The sequence below is a fragment of the Sphingomonas sp. NIC1 genome (genome assembly GCF_001638925.1).
Taxonomy (GTDB): Bacteria; Pseudomonadota; Alphaproteobacteria; order Sphingomonadales; family Sphingomonadaceae; genus Sphingomonas; species Sphingomonas aquatilis.
In genome coordinates this window covers 1695001-1719212 of sequence record NZ_CP015521.1, presented here as the reverse complement: position 1 = coordinate 1719212, position 24212 = coordinate 1695001, and the positions used below count along the sequence as shown (strand labels likewise).

The window sequence follows — 24212 nt, the reverse complement described above, 5'->3', positions numbered from 1 at the left end:
GCAGAAGGCCGACAGCGCGAGTGCGAAGCTGCGATACATGATGCGTCTCCCCAGGGCTTGCGGGGATCAGGCGATCGGCAGGACGGGGACGGCGGCGCTGATCGCGAGGCCGGCGAAGGCGAGCGCGGCAATGACCGAGACGGCGGCGCGCTGAGCGATATCGAAGCGGATGGACATGGTCTTTTTCCCTTTTGCTGCGGCGGGCGAACCGTTCGTCGCCGCATGCCAGGGACTTTGCAGCCATCGTGCCAAATGCAAAAAACCGCGGATTTGCGCGGTTTTCTTCGACAGCTCAGATCAATTTGGGAATTTACGCCACGGCGATGGCGCGGTTTACGCCAATATCAGGCGGCGCACACCCGGTCGCGGCCATCGCTCTTTGCGGTGTACAGCAGGCGGTCGGCGCGCTCGAACGCGGCATCGATCGTCTCGCCGGTCTGTACGGCGGTGACGCCGATCGACAGCGTCACCTGGCCCAGCGGCTTGTCGGTTTCGCGCAGGCGGAAGCGTTTGCCGGCGATGACACTGCGCGCCCCGTCGAGGTGCGCGGCGGCATCGGCGAGGGTCAGGCCGTGGATCAGAATCGCGAATTCCTCGCCGCCGTGGCGGACGACGAGATATTTCTGACATTCCTCGCTGAGCGTGCGCGCGACGGCGGACAGGACGCGGTCACCGATCTGGTGGCCGTGCGCATCGTTGATCCGCTTGAACCGGTCGATGTCGCAGACTGCGAGGCAGAATGGCCCTTCGAGTTCGCGGCGATGATCGAACGCCTCGCCGAACGCGCGGCGGTTGGGCAGGCCGGTGAGCGCGTCGCGGCGCGCGGTGTCGTTCGCTTCGGCAAGCTTGGCGCGGAGCGTTTCCGCCTCGCGCGTCGCCTGGTCGAGCCGCACCTCGGCATCGCGCACGCGGGCCAGCATCGTGCCGGCGATGCGCGCGATCGCGTCGAGACCCGCCGGCCCCGCCGTATCGATCGCCGCCGCGCTTTCGGCGAGGTCCGCACCGAAATCGCGCGTCTGGTCCTGCATCGCGCGCATCATCGTCGCGAAATCGTCGACCTGCGCCTGGGTCGCTTCGACCAGGCGAACCGCCTCGTCCTCGACCTCCGACTGGTGGTCGCGATAGCTGGGGCGCGGCGGCTCCGCTTCGGGCTGAACCGCGGCCCCCAGCATCACGCGCCCGCCGAGCTTTTCGATGTCGGATCGGCTGAGGCGAAAGCCACCATCGGTCAGCCGCATCACCGCCTGGGCGATCGCGCCGTCCGGATTGGTGATGACATCATAGGCGAAGGTGTAATGGGCCGGCTCGGGGCTGAGGCCCTGAGACGCGAGAAAGTCGCCGATTCGGGTGAATAGATCACCCTTGCCGTCCTTTCGCGCTGCCAACGGCCCGTTCATCTACGCCCTTTCCGGTGTTCCGCGATGTGTACCCGCGAAATGTTATCAGGAAGTTTCCGTGGCTTCACTTCGCTGCGAGGCGACGAACCGCGGCGAGCGTCAACGCCACATGCTGCGCAGGGTTCATATCGTCGTGGACGAACGCGATTTTGCCGTCGCGGCCGATGACATAGCTGGTCCGCTTGGTCAGCGCGCGGCCGCCGGCGTTGAGCGCGACGTCGTAATTCTTGATCACCGCGGGCCCCGCGCTCGCCACCGCGAACTTGCCCGCGCACTTTTCCGCCGAGAAGCGCTGCAGCGTCGGCACGTCGTCGGCCGACATGCCGATCACGGTCGCGCCGGCCTTCTGAAATTCGGGAATCGCCTCGGCAAAGGCATGCGCTTCGGCGTTGCAGCCACCGGTGAAGGCCGCGGGGAAGAAATAGAGGACGACCGGGCCCTTCTTGAGCTGCTGGGCGAGATCGATGCCGACGACCTGGCCGGCGACCGCGCCGCGCGTGGCGAAGGTCGGCGCCTTCGCACCCACCGGCAGGCCGGCGATGGCGGGGGTGGCAACAAGCGCGATCGTGGCAATAGCGGCGGAAAACAGACGCATGGAAGGGATCCTCTCGCAAAGACGTGACCGGACCCTAGCGCCTGGCCCTGCCCCGCGATAGGGCTGCGATCATGCCGATTACCGCCGCCGATATCCAGCTCGCCCAGCGCCTCGCCGACGCCGCCGGGGCGGCGATCCGCCCCTATTTCCGCGCCGACCACGGCGTCGAGCTGAAGGACGACCGCTCCCCCGTCACCCGCGCCGATCGCGAGGCGGAGGCGGCGATGCGGCGGCTGCTGGATGCCGAGGCGCCGGGCGACGGCGTGGTCGGCGAGGAATATGGCACCAAGGACGGCGTGACCGGGCGGCAATGGGTGCTCGACCCCATCGACGGCACGCGCAGCTTCACGGTGGGGCGCGCGATCTTCGGGACGCTGATCGCGCTGGTCGAGGATGGCTGGCCGCTGCTCGGCATCATCGACCAGCCGGTGCAGCGCGAACGCTGGCTGGGCGTCGCCGGCCGGCCGACGACGTTCAACGGCAAGCCCGCCCGCACGCGATCCTGCGCGCAGCTGGAGGGGGCGATCGTCGCCACCACCAGCCCGCACCTGTTCGCGGATGGCGACGTGCCGCATTACATGGCGCTCGTCGCCGCAGCCTCGGGCGGGCATGCGCGGCAGGGGCCGGTCTATGGCGGCGATTGCTACAATTACGGGCTGCTGGCGAGCGGGCATCTCGACGTGGTCGCGGAATCCGGGCTGCAGCTGTATGACTTTGCCGCGCTGGTGCCGGTGGTCGAGGGCGCGGGCGGGCGGATGTGCGACTGGAACGGCGACCCGCTGACCGCGGCGAGCGCGGGCCACGTGCTGGCGATCGGCGACCCGGCGCGGACGGACGACGTGCTCGAGGCGCTGCGCGCGGCGCATGGGCATGATCACTGAGGTTTGATGGGTCCGTCATTCCGGCGGCGGGGCGGGCCTTAACCTTTGACGTTGCGGCTGGATGCGCGAGGGTAGCGCGTCTGGAGTCCCGCCTTCGCGGGAATGACGGCGTGGTGGAGGGGCGCCCTCTCCACCCGTCATCCCGGCGGGGGCCGGGATCCATGGTGGCGGTGACGGCAGCGTTTGCGCGCCGACGCTTATGGCGCGCTGTCCATGGATCCCGGCGTTCGCCGGGATGACGGGGTGAGGTTACGGCACGTCTTGGCCGTCGGTGTGCGGGACGCCCGCCTCACACGGCCCGTCATTCCCGCGGAGGCGGGAATCCATACCCTCTGACGTTGCGGCTGGATGCGTGACGGTAGCGTGTCTGGATTTCCGCCTACGCGGGAATGACGGATTGTTAGAGGGCCCCCCTCACCCCTCAGAAGATCCCCAGGAACTTCTTGCGCTGGGTCTTGCGTTCGCCGCCGGAGGCCTTGCCGTTTTCCTCCTTGGCGGTCGTGCCGTGGCCGACGTCGTCGCGGAGGGCGCCCTTGGTGGTGCGTTGCGCCGCGGCGGTGTCGCCCGCGAGGACCGGGCCGCAGGCGGCGGCCTTGGCGTCGCCGACATCGACGAAGGCGAGGATGCCCGCCACCGGCGTCGCGACCACCGCCAGCCCCAGGCCGGCGCCGGCGCGACCGAGCAGCTGGTTGCTGATCACGTCGAGCTTGGGATGCGCGAAGGTGCCGCCGATGCCAACGGGCGACTGCCCTGAGAACAGGCTGAACTTCTTGCCGTCCGCGCGGATGGCGAGGTCGACGCCCTCGGTCCGGAAGCTGAAGCCGCCGCGGCCGAGGACCACGTTCTTCGACGTATCGATCAGGATCGGGTCCGCCGCCGCGACGCCGCCGCGTACGGTGAAGCCGACCAGCCCGCAGTTGATGCGCACGGGCTCCTTCAATTTGTCCTCGAACATCTTCTGCACGAAGGTGCCGATATCGAGTTCGGACAATTGCGCATTGCCGGTCGTCAGATCGCCCTGCGGAATGACGAAGGCGATGCGCCCGCGCGCGGTGCTAAGCGAATCGTGGATCGTATCGCCGCGCCCGTCCAGCCGGATGCGGCCGTGGATCGTGCCGGTCGTCCCCGCCTCGGCAACGCCATAGCCCTTGAGCAGCCGGCCGAGCGGCGTCGGCGTCAGCCGGATATCGTAGCGGACCGCCGACGGCCGGGCGCGCGTGTCGAACACCACATCGCTCGCCACATTGCCGCGCGCCATCGCGAAGGTGAGCGGCGACAGCGCCAGCCGACCGTCCTTCAGCGCCAGCGTGAGGTCGACGTTGCTGATCGGCACGTTGCGCGATCGCACGACGCCGACCGTCCACTTCAGGTCGGCATCGAAGCGCTGCATCGTCGCGATCGGCAGCGCCGCGTCGGGCAGCAGCCGGCCGCTCGCCGCCCCGGCCGCCGCCGCCGCGGCCTCCGCGCCCTTGGTCGCGACGATATCGGGATTGTAGCCGATGAAGGGCGCGGCATCGATGATGTCGAGGCGCTTGGTCGCGAGCGTGGAGTCGAGGTGGAGTCGCTCGCCCGTCGTCACGGTGAGCGTGCCGGCAAGGTCGGTCGCCCCCGCCACGCCGGTGAGGCGGGTGAAGCGATAGTCCACGCCGTCCTTCACCATTTGGCCGCGGACGCGGTAGGTGCGCGTATTGGGGATGGCGACGCCGATGATGCCGAGCAGGTCCGCCATGTTGCGCCCCCGCGCGGCGACCGACAGCGGCACGCGCTCGATCTCAGCGAGCGAGGGCAAGGTGCCCGCGACGTCGATGACGTTCCCCGCCGCACGCATCCGTGCGACGAGCTGGTTCTGGCCGCGGTTCACCGTCGCATCGGGCGTGAGCAGCCGCGCGGTCAGCGTGAAGGGCGCGGTGCGGATACGGCCGGTGCCGGTGACGCCGACCGACTTGCCGATACGCGCATCGGTCGACCGGATGTCGGCGATGGCGAGGTCGGCCAGGACCTGCATGCGCGGATCGACGTAGCGCACGGTCGTGCCGCGTACGTTGGCGACGTCGATGCGCGGGAAGTCGAGCGGCTTGCCGCCCTTTTTCTCACTGAACGTCCAGGTGTTGGTGCTGTGGTCGGGCTTCCATTCGAGGTCGACCTTGCCGTCGACGAGATCGAGCCAATAGAGCCGGCGCTTGCCCCACAGGAGCGACAGTGGCGCGATCCGCGTGTCGATCCGCGCCGCGTCGAACAGATAGGGGCGGCTGGCCCAGGCGGGATTGGCGATCGTCATCCGTTCGGCGACGAACTTGATCTTGAACGGCGCGAAATAGAGCTGGAAGTCGCCGTCGATCCGCACCGCGCGATGCGTCTGGCCGCCGACGAATCGTTCGAAGGGCGCGCGCAGGAAGCGGCCCTTGGTGATATAGAGCACCAGCCAGATCGCGACGATCAGCGCGATGACCGCGAGCACGATGTTGCGCGCGATTCGCCACGCCCGGCGGCGGCGCGCGGGCGGGATCGTCTGGGACGGGGCGGATGCGGACGTCTCCATCGAGTGGCCAAGCGCGTGCGCCCTCGTTCCGGTTCCGCATCGGTCGCCCGTCCTTGCGTTTTGCGTGCGGCGGCGGTAAGGGGCCCGCTTCCCGAGCGAGGCGCTACAGGACTGCCCGGCCATCAAGGGCTGCCGCGGCTGTCCATGCCTGCTCATAGCGAAAGGACCAAAATGCCCAAGCTCAAGACCAAGAGCGGCGTCAAGAAGCGCTTCAAGCTGACCGCCAGCGGCCTGCTGAAGCACGGCGTCGCCGGCAAGCGCCACCGCCTGATTTCGCACAACAGCAAGTACATCCGCCAGAACCGCGGCACCAAGGTGCTGTCGAAGGCCGACACCGCGACGGTGAAGGCCTGGGCGCCGTACGGCCTCAAGTAAGGAGATCAGGACATGGCACGCGTCAAGCGGGGCGTAACCACTCGCGCCAAGCACAAGAACATCCTGTCCCAGGCGAAGGGCTATTACGGCCGTCGCAAGAACACGATCCGTATCGCTCGCCAGGCCGTCGAAAAGGCCGGGCAGTATGCGTATCGCGACCGCAAGGTGAAGAAGCGGACCTTCCGTGGTCTGTGGATCCAGCGCATCAACGCCGGCGTCCGCGCGGAAGGCCTGACCTATTCGCAGTTCATGCACGGCCTGAAGCTCGCCAACATCGCCCTGGACCGGAAGGTCCTGGCCGACATCGCGATGCACGAGACGGCGGCCTTTGCCGCGATCGTCGCGCAGGCGAAGGCGGCTCTGCCCCAGGCCGCGTAACGCGCCTGACGGACGGAATGCGAAGGGGCGTCGGTGGCAACACCGGCGCCCTTTTCGGTTCTGGCTCTCCCTTCGTCATCCCGGCGCACGCCGGGATCCATGGATTGGGGCCACTGGCGTTTGCGTGCTACCATCGGCCACACCCCCCTCCATGGATCCCGACTTTCGTCGGGATGACGAAGGTGGGGGCGGGAAGGGGCAACCCATTCATGCGCGACGTCTTCCAGCCTTGCGTCTACATTCTCGCCAGCCGTCGACATGGCACGCTCTATATCGGCGTCACCTCAAACCTGCTCGCACGCCTCGTCCAGCATCGCGAGGGCTTGATCCCCGGCTTCACCAAGGCATACGGCGTCCACGCCCTCGTCTGGTATGAGGTACACGCCACGATGGAAGCCGCCATCGTGCGCGAGAAGCGGCTGAAAGAATGGCGGCGCGCGTGGAAGATCGAGTTGATCGAAGCGCAGAACGAAGACTGGGGCGATCTCGGCGTCGGATTGGGGCTTGCCCCCCTGCCGCCGGTCCCGACGAAAGAGAGCATGACGTGACGCAAGACCTCGACACCCTGCGCGGCCAACTGATCGCCGCGATCGAATCCGCCGCCAGCCTCGATGCGCTCGAGGCGGTGCGGGTCGAGGCGCTCGGCAAGCAGGGCAGCGTCACCACGCTGCTGAAGACCTTGGGCAAGATGAGCCCCGACGAGCGTCAGGTCGAAGGGCCGCGGATCAACGGCCTGCGCGAGGCGGTCGCGACCGGCATCGCCACGCGCAAAGAGGCGCTGGAGCGCGCGGCGCTGGATGCGCGGCTGGCGAGCGAAACGCTCGACATGACGCTGCCCGCCGACGCGCCGCTCGCCGGCACGGTCCACCCGGTCAGCCAGGTGATGGACGAACTGGCCGAGATCTTCGCCGATCTGGGCTTCGCGGTGGCGACGGGGCCGGAGATCGAGACCGACTGGCACAATTTCAGCGCGCTCAACATTCCGGAGACGCATCCGGCGCGCGCGATGCACGACACCTTTTACCTGCAACAGGGGATCGACGCGAAGGCGGACGGCAGCTTCGACGAGCGCGCGACCTTCTCGCTGCTGCGCACGCATACGTCGCCGGTGCAGATCCGCACGATGCTGAACCAGCAGCCGCCGATCCGCATCATCGCGCCGGGCCGTACCTATCGCTCCGATTCGGATGCGACGCACACGCCGATGTTCCATCAGGTCGAGGGCTTGGTGATCGACAAGGGCATCACGCTCGGCCACCTGAAGTGGACGCTGGAGACGTTCCTGAAGGCGTTCTTCGAGCGCGACGACATCGTGCTGCGCCTGCGCCCGAGCTATTTCCCGTTCACCGAACCGAGTGCGGAGGTCGACGTCGGCTATACGATCGAGAAGGGCAAGCGTGTGATCGGCGGGTCCGGTGGCGGCTGGATGGAGGTGCTCGGCAGCGGCATGGTCCACCCCAAAGTGATCGAAGCGTGCGGGCTGGACCCGAACGAGTGGCAGGGTTTCGCCTTCGGCTGCGGGATCGACCGACTCGCCATGCTGAAATACGGCATGGACGACCTTCGGCCCTTCTTCGACGGCGATATCCGCTGGCTGAAGCATTACGGCTTTTCCAGCCTCGACGTGCCGACGCTGTCGGGCGGCGTCGGGGCGGCGTAAAGCTCCGCGCTCGTATCCGTCATCCCGGCGAACGGGTTCCCATCGAAGTAATACTTCGATGGGCCCCAACGCCGGGATCCATGGATACGGCGCAGGACATAAGGATACGGCCTGCCCGCCCCAAGGCCGACCGCGTCCATGGATCCCGGCTTTCGCCGGGATGACGATCAGAACGGAACGACCGATGAAATTCACCCTCTCCTGGCTCAAGGACCACCTGACCACCGACGCGAGCCTCGACGATATCGTCGACGGGCTGACGCGCATCGGGCTGGAGGTGGAGGGCGTCCACAATCCCGGGGAGGCGCTGCGGGCGTTCCGCGTCGCGCGCATCCTCAGCGCCGAGCGTCACCCGCAGGCGGACAAGCTGCAGGTGCTGAGCGTCGATGCCGGTGACGGCCCGATGCAGGTCGTCTGCGGCGCGCCCAACGCACGCGCCGGCCTCGTCGGCGTGTTCGGCGCGCCGGGTGCCTATGTTCCCGGTCTCGACGTGACGCTGAAGGTCGCGGCGATCCGCGGTGTCGAATCGAACGGCATGATGTGTTCGGCGCGCGAGCTGGAGATCGGCGAGGGCCATGACGGCATCATCGAACTGCCCGAGGACGCGCCGGTCGGCACCCCCTATCCCGATTATGCCGGGCTGAACGATCCGGTCATCGACGTGTCGATCACGCCCAACCGGCAGGATTGCATGGGCGTTCACGGCATCGCGCGCGACCTCGCCGCCGCCGGCCTCGGCACGCTGGTGCCGCCGACCGTGCCCGCGATCGACGCGCAGGGCCCCGGCCCTGACGTAAGGATCGAGGACGCCGCCGGCTGCCCGGCCTTCTATGCACAGGCGGTCACTGGCCTGACCAATGGCGAAGCGCCGGAGTGGATGCGCCAGCGGCTGACCGCGATCGGTCAGAAGCCGATTTCGACCCTGGTCGACATCACCAATTACATGACCGTCGACCTGGGGCGGCCGCTGCACGTCTACGACCGCGCGAAGCTGACCGGCGGCCTCGTCGCGCGATCCGCCCGCGACGGGGAAACGATCGAGGCGCTGAACGGCAAGACCTACACGCTGCGTGAGGGCATGACCGTCATCGCCGACGATGCGGGCGTTCACGACATCGGCGGCATCATGGGCGGCGAGCATTCCAGCGTCACGCATGAGACGACCGACGTCGTCATCGAATGCGCCTATTTCGCGCCCGATGCGATCGCGCGGACGGGCCAGGCGCTCACGCTCACCAGCGATGCGCGCCAGCGGTTCGAACGCGGTGTCGACCCGGCATTCCTCGACGACGGCCTCGCCATCGCGACCTTCCTCGTCCAGCACTACTGTGGCGGCACGGCGAGTGCCGTCACCCGCGCGGGCGAACCGCCGCTGGCGCCGCGGACGATTCGCTACGATCCGGCCCGCGCCGAAACACTGGGCGGCCTTGCCGTGGCGCCGGAACGGCAGCGCGCGATCCTCGAACGGCTCGGCTTCACGGTCGACGGCGACTGGACCGTCACCGTGCCGACGTGGCGCCGGGATATCGACGGCCCCGCCGATCTGGTCGAGGAAGTCATCCGCATCGAGGGGATCGATAAGGTCGCGCCCGTCGCGCTGCCGCGCACGCCCGGCGTCGCGCGCCCGACCGCCACGCCCGAACAGAAGCTGGAACGCCGCGTCCGCCGCGCCGCCGCCGCGCGCGGGCTGGACGAGGCGGTGACGTGGAGCTTCCTGTCCGACGCGCAGGCCGCGCCCTTCGGTGGCGGTGCTTGGAGCCTCGCCAATCCGATCAGCGAAGACCTGAAGGTCATGCGGCCGTCGCTGCTGCCCGGACTGCTGTCGGCGAGCGCGCGCAACCTGAAGCGCGGCATCGCGACCGTGCGGCTGTTCGAGATCGGGCGCCGCTATCTGGCCGATGGCGAGCATCCGACCGTCGGTGTCGTGCTGGCCGGCCATGCGCGCGAGCGCGGCTGGCGTGGCGGAAAGGCGGCGGGCTTCGACGCCTATGACGCCAAGGCGGAGGCGCTGGCGCTGCTCGCCGCGGCGGGGGCGCCGGTCGACAATCTGCAGGTGATGGGCGAGGCAGGGGATGCGTGGCACCCCGGCCAGTCGGGCACGCTGCGGCTGGGGCCGAAGACGGTGCTGGCGCGCTTCGGCATGCTGCACCCCAGCCTACTCAAGGCGTTCGACCTCGACGGCGCGGTCGCCGCGGTAGAAGTGTATCTCGATGCGCTGCCCGCCAAGCGCAGCAGCGGCTTCATGCGCCCGGCCTTCGCGCCGCCGGCGCTGCAATCGGTGCGCCGCGACTTCGCCTTCCTGGTGCCGCAGGGCGTCAGCGCCGACGCGCTGGTGCGCGCGGTGCGATCGGCGGACAAGGCGGCGATCACTGGTGCGCGCGTGTTCGACGTGTTCACCGGCGCGGGCGTCGACGAGGGGTTCAAGTCGGTCGCAGTGGAGGCGGTGCTCCAGCCCGCCGACAAGAGCTTCACCGACGAAGCGCTGAAGGCCATCGCCGACAAGATCGTCGCGGCGGCGGCGAAACAGGGTGCGGTGCTGCGGAGCTGATCCGCGGCACCTTTGGCGGCACGGGCGGGCGACGCGGCCTGCCCGTACGCGTCGCCCCAGCGCTGGCTTGGGTCTTGGCGGCGTCTGGCGGACGCCTTCACCGGGAGACCCCGGCCTTCACTGGGTGACGGCTGGTTTTGGGCGGATGCATGAGGGCTTGGCCGAAGCGACGCGGTACGGCGGTGCTGCCTAACGCGGCGACGGGGCGGGCATGCACGCCCCCCAGCAACGAAGCCCTTCGCTGACCTCCCCCTCCGTCATGCCTTCGGCATGCCACCTCCCCCTGGCGGGGGATGATTTGAGGTGGCGCGATGTTAGAAGAGGCGGCCGCCGTTCGGCACCGGCTGATCGGGGGCGATCAGTACCACCTTGCCGTCCGCATCGGGGAAGCCGAGCGTCAGCACCTCAGACATGACCGGCCCAATCTGGCGCGGCGGGAAGTTGACCGCTGCGGCGACCTGACGCCCGACCAGCTCTTCGGGCGTATAGTGCGTCGTGATCTGCGCCGACGATCGTTTGACGCCGATGCCCTCGCCGAAATCGATGCGCAGCTTGATCGCCGGCTTGCGCGCTTCGGGAAAGGGCTCGGCGGCGACGATCGTGCCGACGCGGATGTCAACGCGCTCGAACTCGGCGAACGTGAGCGGGTCGGGGCCGAGCGGATCAGAAGTCGACATTGTCGTAATGCGCCGGAGGGCCGATCAGCTCCATCCGTTCGGACAGCAACGGGCGGAAGCTCGGGCGGCTCTTGAAGCCGCGATACCAGCGCGCGGTCTGGTCATGCCCCTTCCAGTCGATACCGCCCAAATAGTCCGCGACCGAAATCTGCGCGGCGGCGGCGAGATCGGCGAGGCTCATCGTCGCGCCGCCCAGCCAGTTTCGGTGATCGAGCAGGTAATCGGTGTAATCGAGATGGCTGACCGCCGCCTTCATTGCCTCGCGCAGGCCCTTGGCATCGGGCGAGGCGCGGTGGGCGAGGCGCTTGACGACGCGCTCGTGCAGCAGCGGCCCGGTGACGTCGCGATAGAAATGCGTGTCGAACCACGTCACCAGCCGGCGGATTTCGGCACGATTGGCGGCAGTGCCATTGATCGTCGCCGCCTTGTCGACCGTTTCCTCGAAATATTCGCAGATCGCCATCGAATCGATCAGCGGCGCGCCCGGACGGCTGGCGTCGACCATCACCGGCGTTTCGCCCGCGGGGTTCATGTCCATGAACTCGTCGCGCCGCTCCCACGGCGATTCGCGCACCAGCTGATAGCCGATGCCCTTTTCACCGAGCAGCAGCCGCACCTTGCGGCTGAACGGGCACAGGGGGAATTGGTAGAGCTGCCACATGCCTGCGGTGTTAGAAGCATGGGCGGATGGAGGGAAGCAGTGATGGCCTCAGATGACGGTGTTCGCATCATCGATGGCGTAATCCACATCGATCATGCGGAGATCGAAGCCGGGCTAAGCACACTGGCCGCGCGTTGGCAGGTCACCGTTGAGGAGGCGTTGGGGATCGTGCTGCGCAACGCCTTGGCCGAGCAGGGACGCGAGATGCAGGGCCAGCTGACGGTGGTGAGATAAGGACGCTCCCCGCCTATTCGTCATTCCGGCGCACGCCGGAATCCATGGATGCGTGCGGCTGATGATGCGCGCTACCGCGGTCTCACCGCCTTCCATGGATCCCGGCGTGCGCCGGGATGACGAAATGTTGTCGATCCCTATTCCGCCGCTACCGCCTCGACCGTGTCGTCGAGCGGGTGCGTCTGGCGGGAGAGCATTTCCTTCGGGATCACCTGCCAGAAATCGCCGGCGATCCGGTCCCAGTCGGCGAGCAGGCTCTTCGACCATTTGCTGTCTGTGGCGCTTGCGTGGCGTTCGACGAGGTCCTTGAGCACGCCTTCCCAATGCGCCGACGCCAATCGCTGCCAGACGATGCTATCAGGGTTGGCGCGGCGTTCGAAGGTCGCGTGCGGATCGTAGACGAAGGCCATGCCGCCGGTCATGCCGGCGCCGAAATTCTGGCCGACCGTGCCCAGCAGCACCGCGACGCCGCCGGTCATATATTCGCAGCCATTGGCGCCGCAGCCCTCGACCACCACGGTCGCGCCCGAATTGCGCACCGCGAAGCGCTCGCCCGCCTGCCCCGCCGCAAGCAACGTACCGCTGGTCGCGCCGTAGAGGCAGGTATTGCCCGCGATGGTATTGTCCTGGCTGGCGAGCGGGGACGACACCGCCGGCCGCAGGATGATCGTGCCGCCCGACAGGCCCTTGCCGACATAATCGTTGGCGTCGCCGAACACCTCCAGCGTGATGCCCTTACACATGAAGGCGCCGAGCGACTGGCCGGCGGAGCCGCGCAGCCGGATCGTGACGTGGCCGTCGGCGAGCTTGCTCATGCCGAAGCGGCGCGTGATCTCGCTCGACAGGCGCGTACCGACCGCACGGTGCGTGTTGCGCACCGAATAGGTCAGCTGCATCTTCTCGCCGCGGCTGAAGACGGCGGCGGCATCCTTGATGATCTGCGCATCGAGGCTGTCGGGCACGTCGTTGCGGAAGGTCGACAGGCTGAAGCGACGCTCGGCGTCGGTCGCGTCGACCTTGGCGAGGATCGGGTTGAGATCGAGGTCGTCGAGATGCTCGGCGCCGCGGCTGACCTGGCGGAGCAATTCGGTGCGGCCGATCACCTCGTCGAGGCTGCGCACGCCGAGGCGGGCGAGGATGTCGCGCACCTCTTCGGCGATGAAGGTCATCAGGTTGATGACCTTTTCGGGCGTGCCGACGAACTTGCTGCGCAGCGCTTCGTCCTGCGTGCAGACGCCGACCGGGCAGGTGTTCGAATGGCACTGGCGCACCATGATGCAGCCCATCGCGACCAGCGACAGCGTGCCGATGCCGAACTCCTCCGCGCCGAGGATCGCGGCGATGACGATGTCGCGGCCGGTCTTCAGGCCACCATCGGTGCGCAGGCGCACGCGGCCGCGCAGGCCGTTGAGGGTAAGGACCTGGTTGACCTCGCTGAGACCCATTTCCCACGGCGTACCGGCGTATTTGACGCTGGTCTGAGGCGAAGCGCCGGTGCCGCCGACGTGGCCGGCGACGAGGATGACGTCGGCATGCGCCTTGGCGACGCCCGCCGCGACGGTGCCGATGCCCGACGAGCTGACCAGCTTGACGCAGACGCGCGCACGCGGGTTGATCTGCTTCAGGTCGTAGATCAGCTGCGCGAGGTCTTCGATCGAATAGATGTCGTGGTGCGGCGGCGGGCTGATCAGTGTCACGCCCGGCGTCGCATGGCGCAGCTTGGCGATGAATTCGGTCACCTTGAAGCCGGGCAGCTGCCCGCCCTCGCCGGGCTTGGCGCCCTGCGCGACCTTGATCTCGATCTCTTCGCAGGCGTTGAGATATTCGGCGGTCACGCCGAAACGGCCCGACGCGATCTGCTTGATCGTCGAATTGGCGTTGTCGCCGTTTTCGTACGGGCTGAAGCGCTTGACGTCCTCGCCGCCCTCGCCCGACACCGCCTTGGCGCCGATGCGGTTCATGGCGATCGCCAGCGTCTCGTGCGCTTCGGGAGAGAGCGCACCTAGCGACATGCCCGGCGTGACGAAGCGCTTGCGGATTTCGGTGATCGCCTCGACCTGATCGACCGGCACGCCTTCGGCGGGGAAGTTGAACTGAAGCAGGTCGCGTAGATACACCGGCGGCAGATCGGCGACGCCGCGGCTGAACTGCAGATATTGCGTATAGCTGTCGGTCGACACCGCGGTCTGCAACAGGTGCATCAGCTGCGCCGAATAGGCGTGCGTCTCGCCCGTATGGCGCTGGCGGTAAAAGCCGCCGATCGGCAGCTTCGCGACGCCTTCGTCCCACGCCTGTTCGTGGCGGACGATCGCGCTGTAGTGGAGCGAGTTATAGCCCTCGCCCGAAATCTTCGCGGGCATGCCGGGGAACAGGTCGTTGACCAGGCTGCGGCTGAGGCCGACCGCCTCAAAATTATAGCCGCCGCGGTACGAGGAGATCACCGCGATCCCCATCTTGCTCATGATCTTGAGCAGCCCTTCCTCGATCGCGGTGCGATGGCGCTTGAGGCATTCGTCCAAGGACAGGTCGCCGAACAGGCCGCGGGTGTGGCGGTCGACGATCGCGGCTTCGGCGAGATAGGCGTTCACCGTCGTCGCGCCGACGCCGATCAGCACGGCGTAATAATGCGTGTCGAGGCATTCGGCCGAACGCACGTTGATCGAGGCGTAGGAGCGCAGGCCCCGGCGAACGAGGTGCGTGTGCACCGCCGCCGCCGCCAGCACGCCGGCGATCGCGATCCGGTCTTCGGAGACGTGCTCGTCGGTCAGGAACAGCTCGCTCTTGCCCTGGCGTACCGCCTGTTCGGCCTCGTTGCGGATGCGCTGGATCGCGGCGCGGAGCTTTTCGGGGCCGCCCTCGGCGTCGAAGGTGCAGTCGATTTCGGTCGCGGTGCGCGCGAAGTGCGCACGCAGCCGTGCCCAATGCTGGCCGGTGAGCACCGGCGAATCGAGCACGAGCACGCGGTCGCGCTGATCCTCGGTATCGAGGATGTTGGCGAGGTTGCCGAAGCGCGTCTTGAGCGACATGACATAGCGTTCGCGCAAGGAATCGATCGGCGGGTTCGTCACCTGGCTGAAGTTCTGGCGGAAGAACTGGCTGATCAGCCGCGGCTTGTCGCTGATGACGGCGAGCGGCGTGTCGTCGCCCATCGAGCCGACGGCTTCCTTGCCCGTCTCGACCATCGGCGCCAGGATCAGCTCCATATCCTCCAGCGTCTGCCCTGCCGCGACCTGGCGGCGGGTGAGGCCCGCGCGATCGTAGCGGACCAAAGCGTCGGGCACGTCGGGCAGATCGTCGAGCGTGTGGAATTCGCCGATCATCGCGGCATAGTCATGCTCGCCGGCGATCCGGTCCTTCACCTCGCGGTCGTTCATCACCCGGCCTTCGTCCAGGTCGACCGCAATCATCTGGCCCGGCCCCAGCCGGCCCTTGGCGACGATCGTCGATTCGGGGACGACGACCATGCCGGTTTCCGATCCGACGATCAGCAGACCATCCGAGGTGCGCGTATACCGCAGTGGGCGCAGCGCGTTGCGGTCGACGCCCGCCACCGCCCAGCGACCGTCGGTCATCGCGAGCGCAGCGGGGCCGTCCCACGGCTCCATGACGCTGGCGAGATACTGATACATGGCGGCGTGATCGCCGGGGACATCGGTGTCCTTCTGCCACGCTTCGGGCACCAGCATGATCTTCGCGGTCGGGGCATCACGGCCGGAGCGGCAGATCGTTTCGAACACCGCGTCGAGCGCCGCGGTGTCGGACGCGCCCGCCGGGATCACCGGCTTGATGTCTTCCGAATGCTCGCCGAACGCGAGGCTCGCCATGCGGATTTCGTGGCTGAGCATCCAGTTCTTGTTGCCGCGAACCGTGTTGATCTCGCCGTTGTGCGCGAGGCAGCGGAACGGCTGCGCCAGCCACCATTGCGGGAAGGTGTTGGTGGAATAGCGCTGGTGGAAGATCGCGACGCGCGATTCGAAGCGCTGGTCCTGCAAATCGGGATAGAAGACCGACAGCGATTCGGCGAGGAACAGCCCCTTGTAGACGATCGAGCGGCACGACAGCGAACAGATGTAGAAGCCCTGGATCTGCGCGGCGATGACGCGCTTTTCGATCCGGCGACGGACCAGATACAGGTTCTTCTCGAACTCGCCGGCATCGACGTCGTCCGGCATCGGACCGGCGATCATGATCTGTTCGATCTCGGGCCGCGTCGCCTGCGCCTTCATGCCGATGACCGACACGTCGACCGGCACCTGGCGCCAGCCGTAGATCGTATAGCCCGCCTCGATGATCGCGCTCTCCACGATCGTACGGCACGTTTCCTGCGCGCCGAGATCGGTACGCGGCAGGAAGATCATGCCGACCGCCAAGCGGTTGGGCAGCACCTTGTGGCCACTGGCGACGACCGCATCGTCGAAGAAGCGATGCGGCAGGTCGATATGGATGCCCGCGCCGTCGCCGGTCTTGCCGTCGGCGTCCACCGCACCGCGGTGCCACACCGCCTTCAGCGCATCGACCGCCGACTGCACGACGCGCCGCGATGCGCGGCCATCGGTGGCGGCGACGAGGCCGACGCCGCAGGCATCGCCTTCGCTATCGGGGCGGTACATGCCGTGTTCGGCGAGATAGGCGCGCTGGTCGGCCTTCATGGGGTCGGTCTTCATGGGGTCGGTCATCATGACGTCACCTTGGGATCGTGGAGTTTGCTCGGATCGACACCCAGCGCCTTGGCAAGCTTGGCGCGTTCGGCGGGGGTCATGGTGTCGAGTTTACGAACCGGCGGCAGGCCGGCGGTGGCTTTCTGCGCCGCTTCGATGAAATGCGGCATCTGCTGCATCATCTTGGGCATGAGATCCTTCATCGACGCCATCACCGCTGGATCGGTCATGATCGTCGTCGCGCGGGCGGCATATTTGGCGCCGGTCGGGGTCGAGAAGTACCGGTCGAGGTCGGTCAGTTCGGCAACGGTGAAGTGATCGGCGTAGGCGTGTGCCATCGCCTCCCGCAGCGTCGGTTCCATCGTCGTGAAGAAGTCGCCCATTGCGCCGAACATGGCCTGCATCGTCAATTCCTGACGCCGCTGCCAATACGGATCGTAGATCGCCATCACCTCTTCGATGTTGACCTTGTCGAGCGCCTTGGCCTCTGCCGGTGTCAGGCCACCCAGTTCCGCGATCTGGCGGAGCGGCATCGCTTTCAGCGCGTCGCCCATGCTGCCCGTGATCGCCTGCATCGACCCCGACATGACGGTTTTGTAGACGCCCGGTGGCAACAATCGCGCGGCAACCTTGCGCGCCTCGACAAGCGCGTCTTGCGAAGGCGGGGCCGTCTCGGTGGCGACGACCGGCGCCGATGGCGCGGTCTGTGCCGATGCCACGCCCGGCATAAGGGCGCACAGCGCCGCCGCGATCCTCATGGTCTTCACGCCGCGACCCTCCCGGCCTTTGCCTTGGCCTTCAGCCACTTGTGCATCGTCGCGGCGACGTCGCGGCCGTCGCGGATGGCCCAGACGACCAGACTCGCGCCGCGGACGATGTCGCCGGCGGCGAACACGCCGTCGAGGCTCGTCATCAGCGTCTTGCCGTCGACCAGCACCGTGCCCCAGCGGCTGACGCCCAGTTCGGGCGCGCCGAACAGCGTCGGCAGATCCTCGGCATCGAAGCCCAGCGCCTTCACGACCAGATCGGCCTGAAGCGTGAAATCGCCGCTGGGATCGGGTTCGGGGGCGCGGCGGCCGCTGGCGTCGGCGGCGCCCAGCCGCATTTTCCGCGCGCGCACCGTGCCGTCGGCGTCGAACGCGGCAGGGGCGGAGAGCCAGACGAATTCGGCGCCCTCCTCCTCGGCATTGGCGACCTCGCGCTGGCTGCCGGGCATATTGGTGCGATCGCGGCGATAGAGGCACTTCACGCTGGCCGCGCCCTGGCGGATCGCGGTGCGCACGCAGTCCATCGCGGTGTCGCCGCCGCCGATCACGACGACATGCTTGCCCTCGGCATTCAGCGCGCCACCATCGAACGCCGGCACCGCATCGCCGAAGCCCTTGCGGTTCGACGCGATGAGATAGTCGAGCGCCGCGACGACGCGGCTGTCGTCGCCGCCCGCGACGTCGAGCGCGCGCGCCTTGTAGACGCCGGTCGCGATCAGCACCGCGTCATGACGCTGGCGCAATGCGTCCAGGCTCGCATCCTCGCCGACACGGAAGCCTTCGTGGAAGACGATGCCGCCCGCCTTCAACCGCTCGACGCGGCGCATGACGACGGGCTTTTCGAGCTTGAAGCCGGGGATGCCATAGGTCAGCAGCCCGCCAGCGCGGTCGTGCCGGTCGTAGACGTGGACCTCATAGCCATGGCCACGCAGATATTCGGCGGCCGTCAGGCCCGCCGGCCCCGCGCCGATGACCGCGACCGACTGGCCGCGCGCAGGCCCCGGCACCAGCGGCTCGACCCAGCCTTCTTCCCAGGCGGTGTCGGTGATGAACTTCTCGACGGATCCGATCGTCACCGCGCCATGGCCGGTGAATTCGACGACGCAATTGCCCTCGCACAATCGGTCCTGCGGGCAGATGCGACCGCAGATTTCGGGCATGGTCGAGGTGGAATTGCTGAGCTCATAAGCTTCGCGCAGCCGCCCCTCGGCGGTCAGGCGCAGCCAGTCGGGGATATGGTTGTGCAGCGGACAATGGACCGAGCAATAGGGCACGCCGCATTGCGAGCAGCGCCCGGCCTGATCCTCCGCCGCCGGAGGCGCATAGCGCGCGGCGATTTCGGCGAAATCCTCCGCCCGCGCGGCAGCGTCGCGTTTGGCGGGATAGGCCTGCGGCCTGCCTACGAACTTCAGCATGGAATCGTGCGCCATAAGGCCTCCTCACGACCGCAATAGGAAGCGGAGAGGCCCCTGTCATGCGCAAAATGACCGATATGGCTTATTTGCTGACCTAGTTTCGGCGATTATCTTTGCGATCGACTCTCATCAATGTCACCGCGCGCCAAATTAGGTCCGTGTTAAGCCCTAACGCAACTGGAGCGCGACGAGCGCCACCGCGCCGACGATGATGCGATACCAGGCGAAGGGGGCGAAGCCGTGCCGGCTGACGATGCCGACGAACCAGCGGATCACCACAATCGCGACGACGAACGACACGACGAAGCCGATCGCGATGCTCAGCCACTCGCCCTGCCCCAGCGTCGCGCCTGACTTCAGCAGATCGTAGGCGGAGGCGGCGAGCATCGTCGGGATGGCGAGGAAGAAGGAAAATTCCGCCGCCGCGCGTCGATCGACCCCCATGCTCAGCGCGCCCATGATCGTAGCGCCCGAGCGGCTGACGCCCGGGATCATCGCCAGACACTGGACGACACCGACTCCCAGTGCGGTCGACCAGGGCATCGCCTCGACCGATTCGATCCGCGCCTGCTTCACCAACCGCTCGATGACGAGGATCGCGATGCCACCGACGATCAGCGCGACCGCGACGACCGTCGGGCTTTCCAGCAGCGCCTTCACCGCCTTGTACACGACGAGGCCGATGACCATCGCCGGCAGGAAGCCGAGCACGATGTTGCGCACGAAGGCGAAGGCGCCGGGCTTCTTCGCGAACAGGCCGACCGCGACATCCCAGAACCGCCGCCAGTAGAGGACGACGACCGCCAGGATCGCGCCGAGCTGGATGACGATGTCAAAGGTCGCGGTCGCCTTGTCCTGGACGCCGAGCAGCGTGCCGGCGAGGATCAGATGCCCGGTGGAGGAGACGGGCAGGAATTCGGTGACCCCCTCGACGATGCCGAGGAGGATGACGGTGAGGAGGTCCATGCACGGTCCTTAAGGCGGGGGGGCGGTAATGGGATGTCCGGTCGCCCGGGCCGGTCGATGCCACCCGCGCCCGTGGGCGGGGTGGCGACCGGCTCGGGGCGAACGGGAATGCGGTCGGGCCGTCCGCGTTATGCGGCGAGCGTGGCCGCGCGGCGACCGAAGCGACCGGTGCGACGGAAGCGGACGAGCCAGTCGGGCGCGACCGCCTGCAGCGGCGTCGGGTCGACGCTCAGTGCGGCCAGCCCCTCCGCCCCCGCTGCGACGACATTGTCGTGCTGGAGCATGAGCCACTGATCCTTGGTAATCGGCGCCAGCGGCAGCGCGGCGAGCAATGCGCCCGCAGCATCGGGCAGTTCGACGATCGAGGGGCTGCGGCCGAGCGTCGCGGCGATCCAGCGGATGATCTCGCCCATCGTCATCACGTCCGGCCCGCCGAGCTCGAACGTGCGGCCCGCATAGGCCGCGCCGGTCGCGTTCGCCATCGCATCGCCGACGTCGGCGGCGAAGACCGGCTGGAACTTCACCGGCGCGCGCAGCACCGGCACCACCGGGGACTTGGCGACCATGCCGGCGAAGCGGTTGATGAACTGGTCCTCGCGCCCGAAGACGATCGAGGGGCGGATGATCGCCGCCCCCGGGAAGGCCGCGCGCACCGCTGCCTCGCCGCGGCCCTTACTGCTGCCATAGCCCGATGGCGCATCGGGGTCGGCGCCGATCGCGGACATGTGAACCAGCGTCTCGACGCCCGCCGCAGCCGCCGCCTCGGCGACGTTGCGCGCGCCAGCTACGTGCAGCGCTTCGAAATTGCCGGACAGGATGCCGACCATGTTGATCACCGCATCCGCGCCTGCGACGGCGCGGGCGACCGTGTCCGGCTTGGTCACGTCCGCCGCGACGAACTGCGTCTGGCCGAGGCCACCGAGCGGGCGCAGGAACCAGGCATGACGCGGATCCCGCTCGGCGATGCGCACCCGGGCGCCGCCGCGCAGCAGCGCCTGCACCACATAGCGACCGACGAAACCGCCGCCGCCGAAGATCGTAACCAGCTTGTCCTGCATGCGCCTCGGGCCTTTTTTTCGTCGCTGTCCTGACAATCGCCCCCTTGCCCCTCAAAAGGCGTGTTGACAAGGCACATGGCCGCCCCCTAAAGGCCGCCACCTACCCCGTGCCCAGATGGCGGAATTGGTAGACGCACCAGCTTCAGGTGCTGGCGATCGCAAGGTCGTGGAGGTTCGAGTCCTCTTCTGGGCACCACTTTCTCCTGCGATATGCAGTTGAGACCGAGATGGAAACGAGGAGCATGCTGTTGGGCTGCTCTGGTTTTGTTTTCACACGCGGCGCCGACCCGATCTCGAATATTGGCAGGCAGAGCTGCTTTCTTTATAATTCTTTGAGGTCTCAGGCGACGGCCAGCGTATCGGCCTGCCGGAGCTGCAACAGAATTATCACGCCGACTCGGGTGTTACCCGGCGGCGATCCGCAGTCGATCGGCTGCGGACGGTCCGAGGTCGTCTTTCCCAAACCACGGTGCTTGATTGACCACGACGGGCTCAGGTTCGGATGACAGCCCACCAGTCTCGGCGAGACCTGTCTATCGCGATGCGCGCGCCGGCCTAACCTTTCCGCCATCAAACCCACGCAAACACGTACTTCGCCTGGCGAGCGAGCGATGCGCCGATGGCGGAGCCAGATGATGGCAGTGCCGAGGCCGGCTGACCGGGACATGTTTGAAGGCCCTGCGGGGATGTTACTTTAGGCTTCGGGGATCGACCTTCGGACACAAGGACATACCGCCTTTAACGGCTCCTAAGGCGGCCGCCAGCGCGCAGAGAGCGTTGATCTCGATGTGGATATTTCGACGCCATACCGCCTCTCAGCGCATCCTACGGCGTCGATGCTAGTGGCAACGGTCCCATCGCCCGGCTCGATCGGCGGGGCACCGTCGCCTACCACTCGCGCCCTCTGCGGCCTCAAGGCGCTCGGAGGGACCACCGGCACGACACGCTTGAGCTCCATTCTGATCTGGACAGCATGCCCGCGCCATAGCGACCCTACTCTATTGATCTCCTGCGCCCGTCAGCGGCGGCCCCGGTGCGTTCGTCTAGGTCAGCGCACGCAACGATCAGAACGGCGCGGGTGATGGCCTTTTTCGCCCTCGTAGCCCCGGATGGCACGAATGAGGGCCGAGACCTCGTTCGACGCGATTTGCGCCAGTTGGTAGGCGCATGGCTCGGTCGCGGCCAACGGGTTGAGACGCTTGGAGGAGGCCGTCGCAGCCCAGCCATATGCAGTCGAAAAGCAGCAGATCTTTAGTTTTCAACCGGCCGTTGGGTGTCGGCCGGGACGTTAGGTGATGGTGGTGGCTGTCGTCTGGCGGCGTGGCGTTTTCGGGCGACGCGAACCGGCGGTGCGGCGGCCGTGACGTTAGGCGGTGCTCGTGGCCGTCATTCGGTGGCGTGGTGCTTTTGGGCACCTCGAGTGGGTGATCAGTTCCTCTGTGAAGTCAGGCGCGCGCCGCGGACATTGCGGCGCATATCGGAGCGGTTCTGTTGTGAGGTTGCGCTGTGGATTGGATGTGGGCCCAAACGCACGAAAGCCCCGGACTGGGTGGTCTGGGGCTTTTGTGAGGGTTGGTTGCGGGGACAGGATTTGAACCTGTGACCTTCAGGTTATGAGCCTGACGAGCTACCGGGCTGCTCCACCCCGCGCCAAGGACCATCAAAGTGGGCTTTGATGGAGTGTCCGTTGGAGACGCGAGAACCCTCGCTTGTGGCGAGGGTTGCGTGTCCCGTTGGGACGAAATCATGAATGGGTTCTTGTTTCCCGCACAGGCTTCAATGCCTGGCGACGACCTACTCTTCCACTGCTTAGGCAGTAGTACCATTGGCGCAGTCGGGTTTCACGGCCGAGTTCGGGATGGGATCGGGTGGGACACCGACGCTATAGCCACCAGGCAATGAAGCGTGTGCGGGAGCTGAGCCGCTCGGTCGGCACGCTTCATGCGTGCTGGCCGTGCGGCTGAGCTGTGGTTCAAATCGATGCGTGCACTGTTACTGTATGCGTATTCGTTATCTGGCGTTCGACGCTGACATCCACGCCTATCGTCGACAACCCAGGGTTGTCATTGATGGTGTGTCCTCTCAAGCGCGAATAGGACAATTAGTATCGGTTAGCTCCATGCGTTACCGCACTTCCACATCCGATCTATCAAGGTCGTGGTCTCCGACCGTCCTATGAAATCTTATCTCGAGGGAGGCTTCCCGCTTAGATGCTTTCAGCGGTTATCCCGTCCGTACATAGCTACCCTGCTGCGCCGTTGGCACGACGACAGGTACACCAGAGGTACGTTCAACCCGGTCCTCTCGTACTAGGGTCAACTCCTCTCAAATTTCGACGCCCACGGCAGATAGGGACCAAACTGTCTCGCGACGTTCTGAACCCAGCTCACGTACCACTTTAATTGGCGAACAGCCAAACCCTTGGGACCTGCTCCAGCCCCAGGATGTGATGAGCCGACATCGAGGTGCCAAACAACCCCGTCGATATGAGCTCTTGGGGGTTATCAGCCTGTTATCCCCGGCGTACCTTTTATCCGTTGAGCGATGGCCCTTCCACGAGGGACCACCGGATCACTATGACCGACTTTCGTCTCTGCTCGACTTGTCAGTCTCGCAGTCAGGCGGGCTTATGCCATTGCACTCTAACAGCCGGTTTCCAACCGGCCTGAGCCCACCATTGCGCGCCTCCGTTACTCTTTAGGAGGCGACCGCCCCAGTCAAACTACCCGCCACAGAGGGTCCCTGCACCGGCTAACGGTGCGAGGTTAGACATCAGAAAACAACAGGGTGGTATTTCACCTATGGCTCCACACCGGCTGGCGCCAATGCTTCAAAGCCTCCCACCTATGCTACACAGTTCTTTCCTAATGCCACTCTGAAGCTGCAGTAAAGGTGCACGGGGTCTTTCCGTCTAACCGCGGGTACTCCGCATCTTCACGGAGAATTCAATTTCGCTGAGCATGTCCTGGAGACAGTGGGGAAGTCGTTACGCCATTCGTGCAGGTCGGAACTTACCCGACAAGGAATTTCGCTACCTTAGGACCGTTATAGTTACGGCCGCCGTTTACCTGGGCTTCATTTCAGAGCTTGCACCCCTCCACTTAACCTTCAGGCACCGGGCAGGCGTCAGGCCCTATACGTCGTCTTGAAGCCGACTTAGCAGAGCCCTGTGTTTTTGCTAAACAGTCGCTACCCCCTGGCCTGTGCCCCCCACGAGAGCTTGCGCTTACGTGGGGCCTCCTTCTTCCGAAGGTACGGAGGCAATTTGCCGAGTTCCTTCAGGACACTTCTCTCAAGCGCCTTGGTATACTCTACCAGACCACCTGTGTCGGTTTCGGGTACGGTCTATACGGTGGGGCTATTTCCTGGGACAGTTTCGAAGCCTGACCAATCCGATAAGGTC

17 protein-coding genes, 2 tRNA genes and 2 rRNA genes (1 of these 21 running past the window's edge) are annotated in these 24212 nt (G+C 66.6%); 8 read left to right on the top strand and 13 right to left on the bottom strand.

The features are described 5' to 3' along the window. Positions 1-344 precede the first annotated feature (344 nt). Both A7E77_RS08295 and A7E77_RS08290 read right to left on the bottom strand, forming a co-directional pair. Positions 345-1397, bottom strand: a complete 1053-nt coding sequence (locus A7E77_RS08295; protein ID WP_017977263.1) for a GGDEF domain-containing protein — start codon at positions 1395-1397, stop codon at positions 345-347. 64 nt (positions 1398-1461) lie between these two features. Continuing rightward, complete coding sequence (locus tag A7E77_RS08290; RefSeq protein ID WP_017977262.1) at positions 1462-1992, bottom strand: peroxiredoxin; 531 nt, start codon at positions 1990-1992, stop codon at positions 1462-1464. Positions 1993-2063: 71 nt separating this feature from the next. On the opposite strand from A7E77_RS08290, the gene A7E77_RS08285 reads away from it, so the two are divergent. After that, a complete protein-coding gene (locus tag A7E77_RS08285; protein ID WP_063687146.1) occupies positions 2064-2873 on the top strand; it encodes an inositol monophosphatase family protein in 810 nt (269 codons plus the stop codon). Positions 2874-3294: 421 nt separating this feature from the next. On the opposite strand, the gene A7E77_RS08280 is transcribed toward A7E77_RS08285, so the two are convergent. Next, on the bottom strand, positions 3295-5412 hold the full coding sequence (locus tag A7E77_RS08280; RefSeq protein ID WP_063687145.1) for an AsmA family protein: 2118 nt from the start codon (positions 5410-5412) through the stop codon (positions 3295-3297). Between the two features lie 171 nt (positions 5413-5583). Here A7E77_RS08280 and rpmI point away from each other — a divergent pair, with 171 nt between their 5' ends. From rpmI to pheT, 5 genes are all read left to right on the top strand, one after another. Then, positions 5584-5787 carry a 50S ribosomal protein L35 gene (gene rpmI, locus A7E77_RS08275; RefSeq protein ID WP_017977259.1) on the top strand — a complete coding sequence of 68 codons (204 nt, stop codon included), beginning with the start codon at positions 5584-5586 and terminating at the stop codon, positions 5785-5787. Between the two features lie 12 nt (positions 5788-5799). After that, on the top strand, positions 5800-6165 hold the full coding sequence (rplT, locus tag A7E77_RS08270; protein WP_063687143.1) for a 50S ribosomal protein L20: 366 nt from the start codon (positions 5800-5802) through the stop codon (positions 6163-6165). A 209-nt stretch (positions 6166-6374) separates the two neighbouring features. Next, positions 6375-6713 carry a GIY-YIG nuclease family protein gene (locus A7E77_RS08265; RefSeq protein ID WP_063687140.1) on the top strand — a complete coding sequence of 113 codons (339 nt, stop codon included), beginning with the start codon at positions 6375-6377 and terminating at the stop codon, positions 6711-6713. Further along, positions 6710-7825, top strand: coding sequence for a phenylalanine--tRNA ligase subunit alpha (gene pheS / locus A7E77_RS08260; RefSeq protein WP_063687138.1), 1116 nt, complete (start codon positions 6710-6712; stop codon positions 7823-7825). Before A7E77_RS08265 ends, pheS begins: the two co-directional genes overlap by 4 nt. A 184-nt stretch (positions 7826-8009) precedes the next feature. Then, the gene (pheT, locus tag A7E77_RS08255; RefSeq protein WP_063687136.1) at positions 8010-10373 is read left to right on the top strand and encodes a phenylalanine--tRNA ligase subunit beta; all 2364 of its coding nucleotides are present in this window, start codon (positions 8010-8012) and stop codon (positions 10371-10373) included. A gap of 314 nt (positions 10374-10687) precedes the next feature. Here pheT and A7E77_RS08250 read toward each other — a convergent pair whose 3' ends face one another. Beyond that, positions 10688-11050 (bottom strand): tRNA-binding protein, encoded by a 363-nt coding sequence (locus A7E77_RS08250; protein WP_063687134.1) that lies wholly within the window; start codon positions 11048-11050, stop codon positions 10688-10690. Continuing rightward, the gene (locus A7E77_RS08245) at positions 11037-11711 is read right to left on the bottom strand and encodes a glutathione S-transferase family protein (protein ID WP_017977253.1); all 675 of its coding nucleotides are present in this window, start codon (positions 11709-11711) and stop codon (positions 11037-11039) included. Before A7E77_RS08245 ends, A7E77_RS08250 begins: the two co-directional genes overlap by 14 nt. 42 nt (positions 11712-11753) lie before the next feature. Between A7E77_RS08245 and A7E77_RS08240 the strand changes: the two genes are divergently transcribed. Continuing rightward, positions 11754-11945: a hypothetical protein gene (locus A7E77_RS08240; RefSeq protein ID WP_063687132.1), complete on the top strand. Its 192-nt coding sequence runs from the start codon at positions 11754-11756 to the stop codon at positions 11943-11945. A gap of 137 nt (positions 11946-12082) precedes the next feature. On the opposite strand, the gene gltB is transcribed toward A7E77_RS08240, so the two are convergent. The 5 genes from gltB to A7E77_RS08215 form a co-directional block, all read right to left on the bottom strand. Continuing rightward, positions 12083-16624 (bottom strand): glutamate synthase large subunit, encoded by a 4542-nt coding sequence (gene gltB, locus A7E77_RS08235; RefSeq protein ID WP_063687130.1) that lies wholly within the window; start codon positions 16622-16624, stop codon positions 12083-12085. Then, entirely contained in the window at positions 16621-17361 is a 741-nt protein-coding gene (locus A7E77_RS08230) for a DUF2059 domain-containing protein (protein ID WP_226341888.1), read from the bottom strand. The genes gltB and A7E77_RS08230 overlap by 4 nt, the downstream gene beginning before the upstream one ends. A gap of 5 nt (positions 17362-17366) precedes the next feature. Continuing rightward, positions 17367-18800: an NAD(P)-dependent oxidoreductase gene (locus A7E77_RS08225; protein ID WP_063687128.1), complete on the bottom strand. Its 1434-nt coding sequence runs from the start codon at positions 18798-18800 to the stop codon at positions 17367-17369. Positions 18801-18953: 153 nt separating this feature from the next. After that, on the bottom strand, positions 18954-19751 hold the full coding sequence (locus tag A7E77_RS08220; protein ID WP_017977248.1) for an undecaprenyl-diphosphate phosphatase: 798 nt from the start codon (positions 19749-19751) through the stop codon (positions 18954-18956). Between the two features lie 128 nt (positions 19752-19879). Next, a complete protein-coding gene (locus tag A7E77_RS08215; RefSeq protein ID WP_063687126.1) occupies positions 19880-20809 on the bottom strand; it encodes a complex I NDUFA9 subunit family protein in 930 nt (309 codons plus the stop codon). Positions 20810-20918: 109 nt separating this feature from the next. Here A7E77_RS08215 and A7E77_RS08210 point away from each other — a divergent pair. Beyond that, positions 20919-21005: transfer RNA gene (locus A7E77_RS08210), tRNA-Leu, on the top strand. Positions 21006-22382: 1377 nt separating this feature from the next. Here the strand turns inward: A7E77_RS08210 and A7E77_RS08205 are convergent. The 3 genes from A7E77_RS08205 to A7E77_RS08195 all read right to left on the bottom strand — a co-directional run. Next, a tRNA-Met gene (locus A7E77_RS08205) sits at positions 22383-22459 on the bottom strand. Between the two features lie 131 nt (positions 22460-22590). Further along, positions 22591-22705: ribosomal RNA gene (gene rrf / locus A7E77_RS08200) — 5S ribosomal RNA — on the bottom strand. Between the two features lie 185 nt (positions 22706-22890). After that, positions 22891-24212 (bottom strand): 23S ribosomal RNA (locus A7E77_RS08195); it runs 1476 nt beyond the window's last position.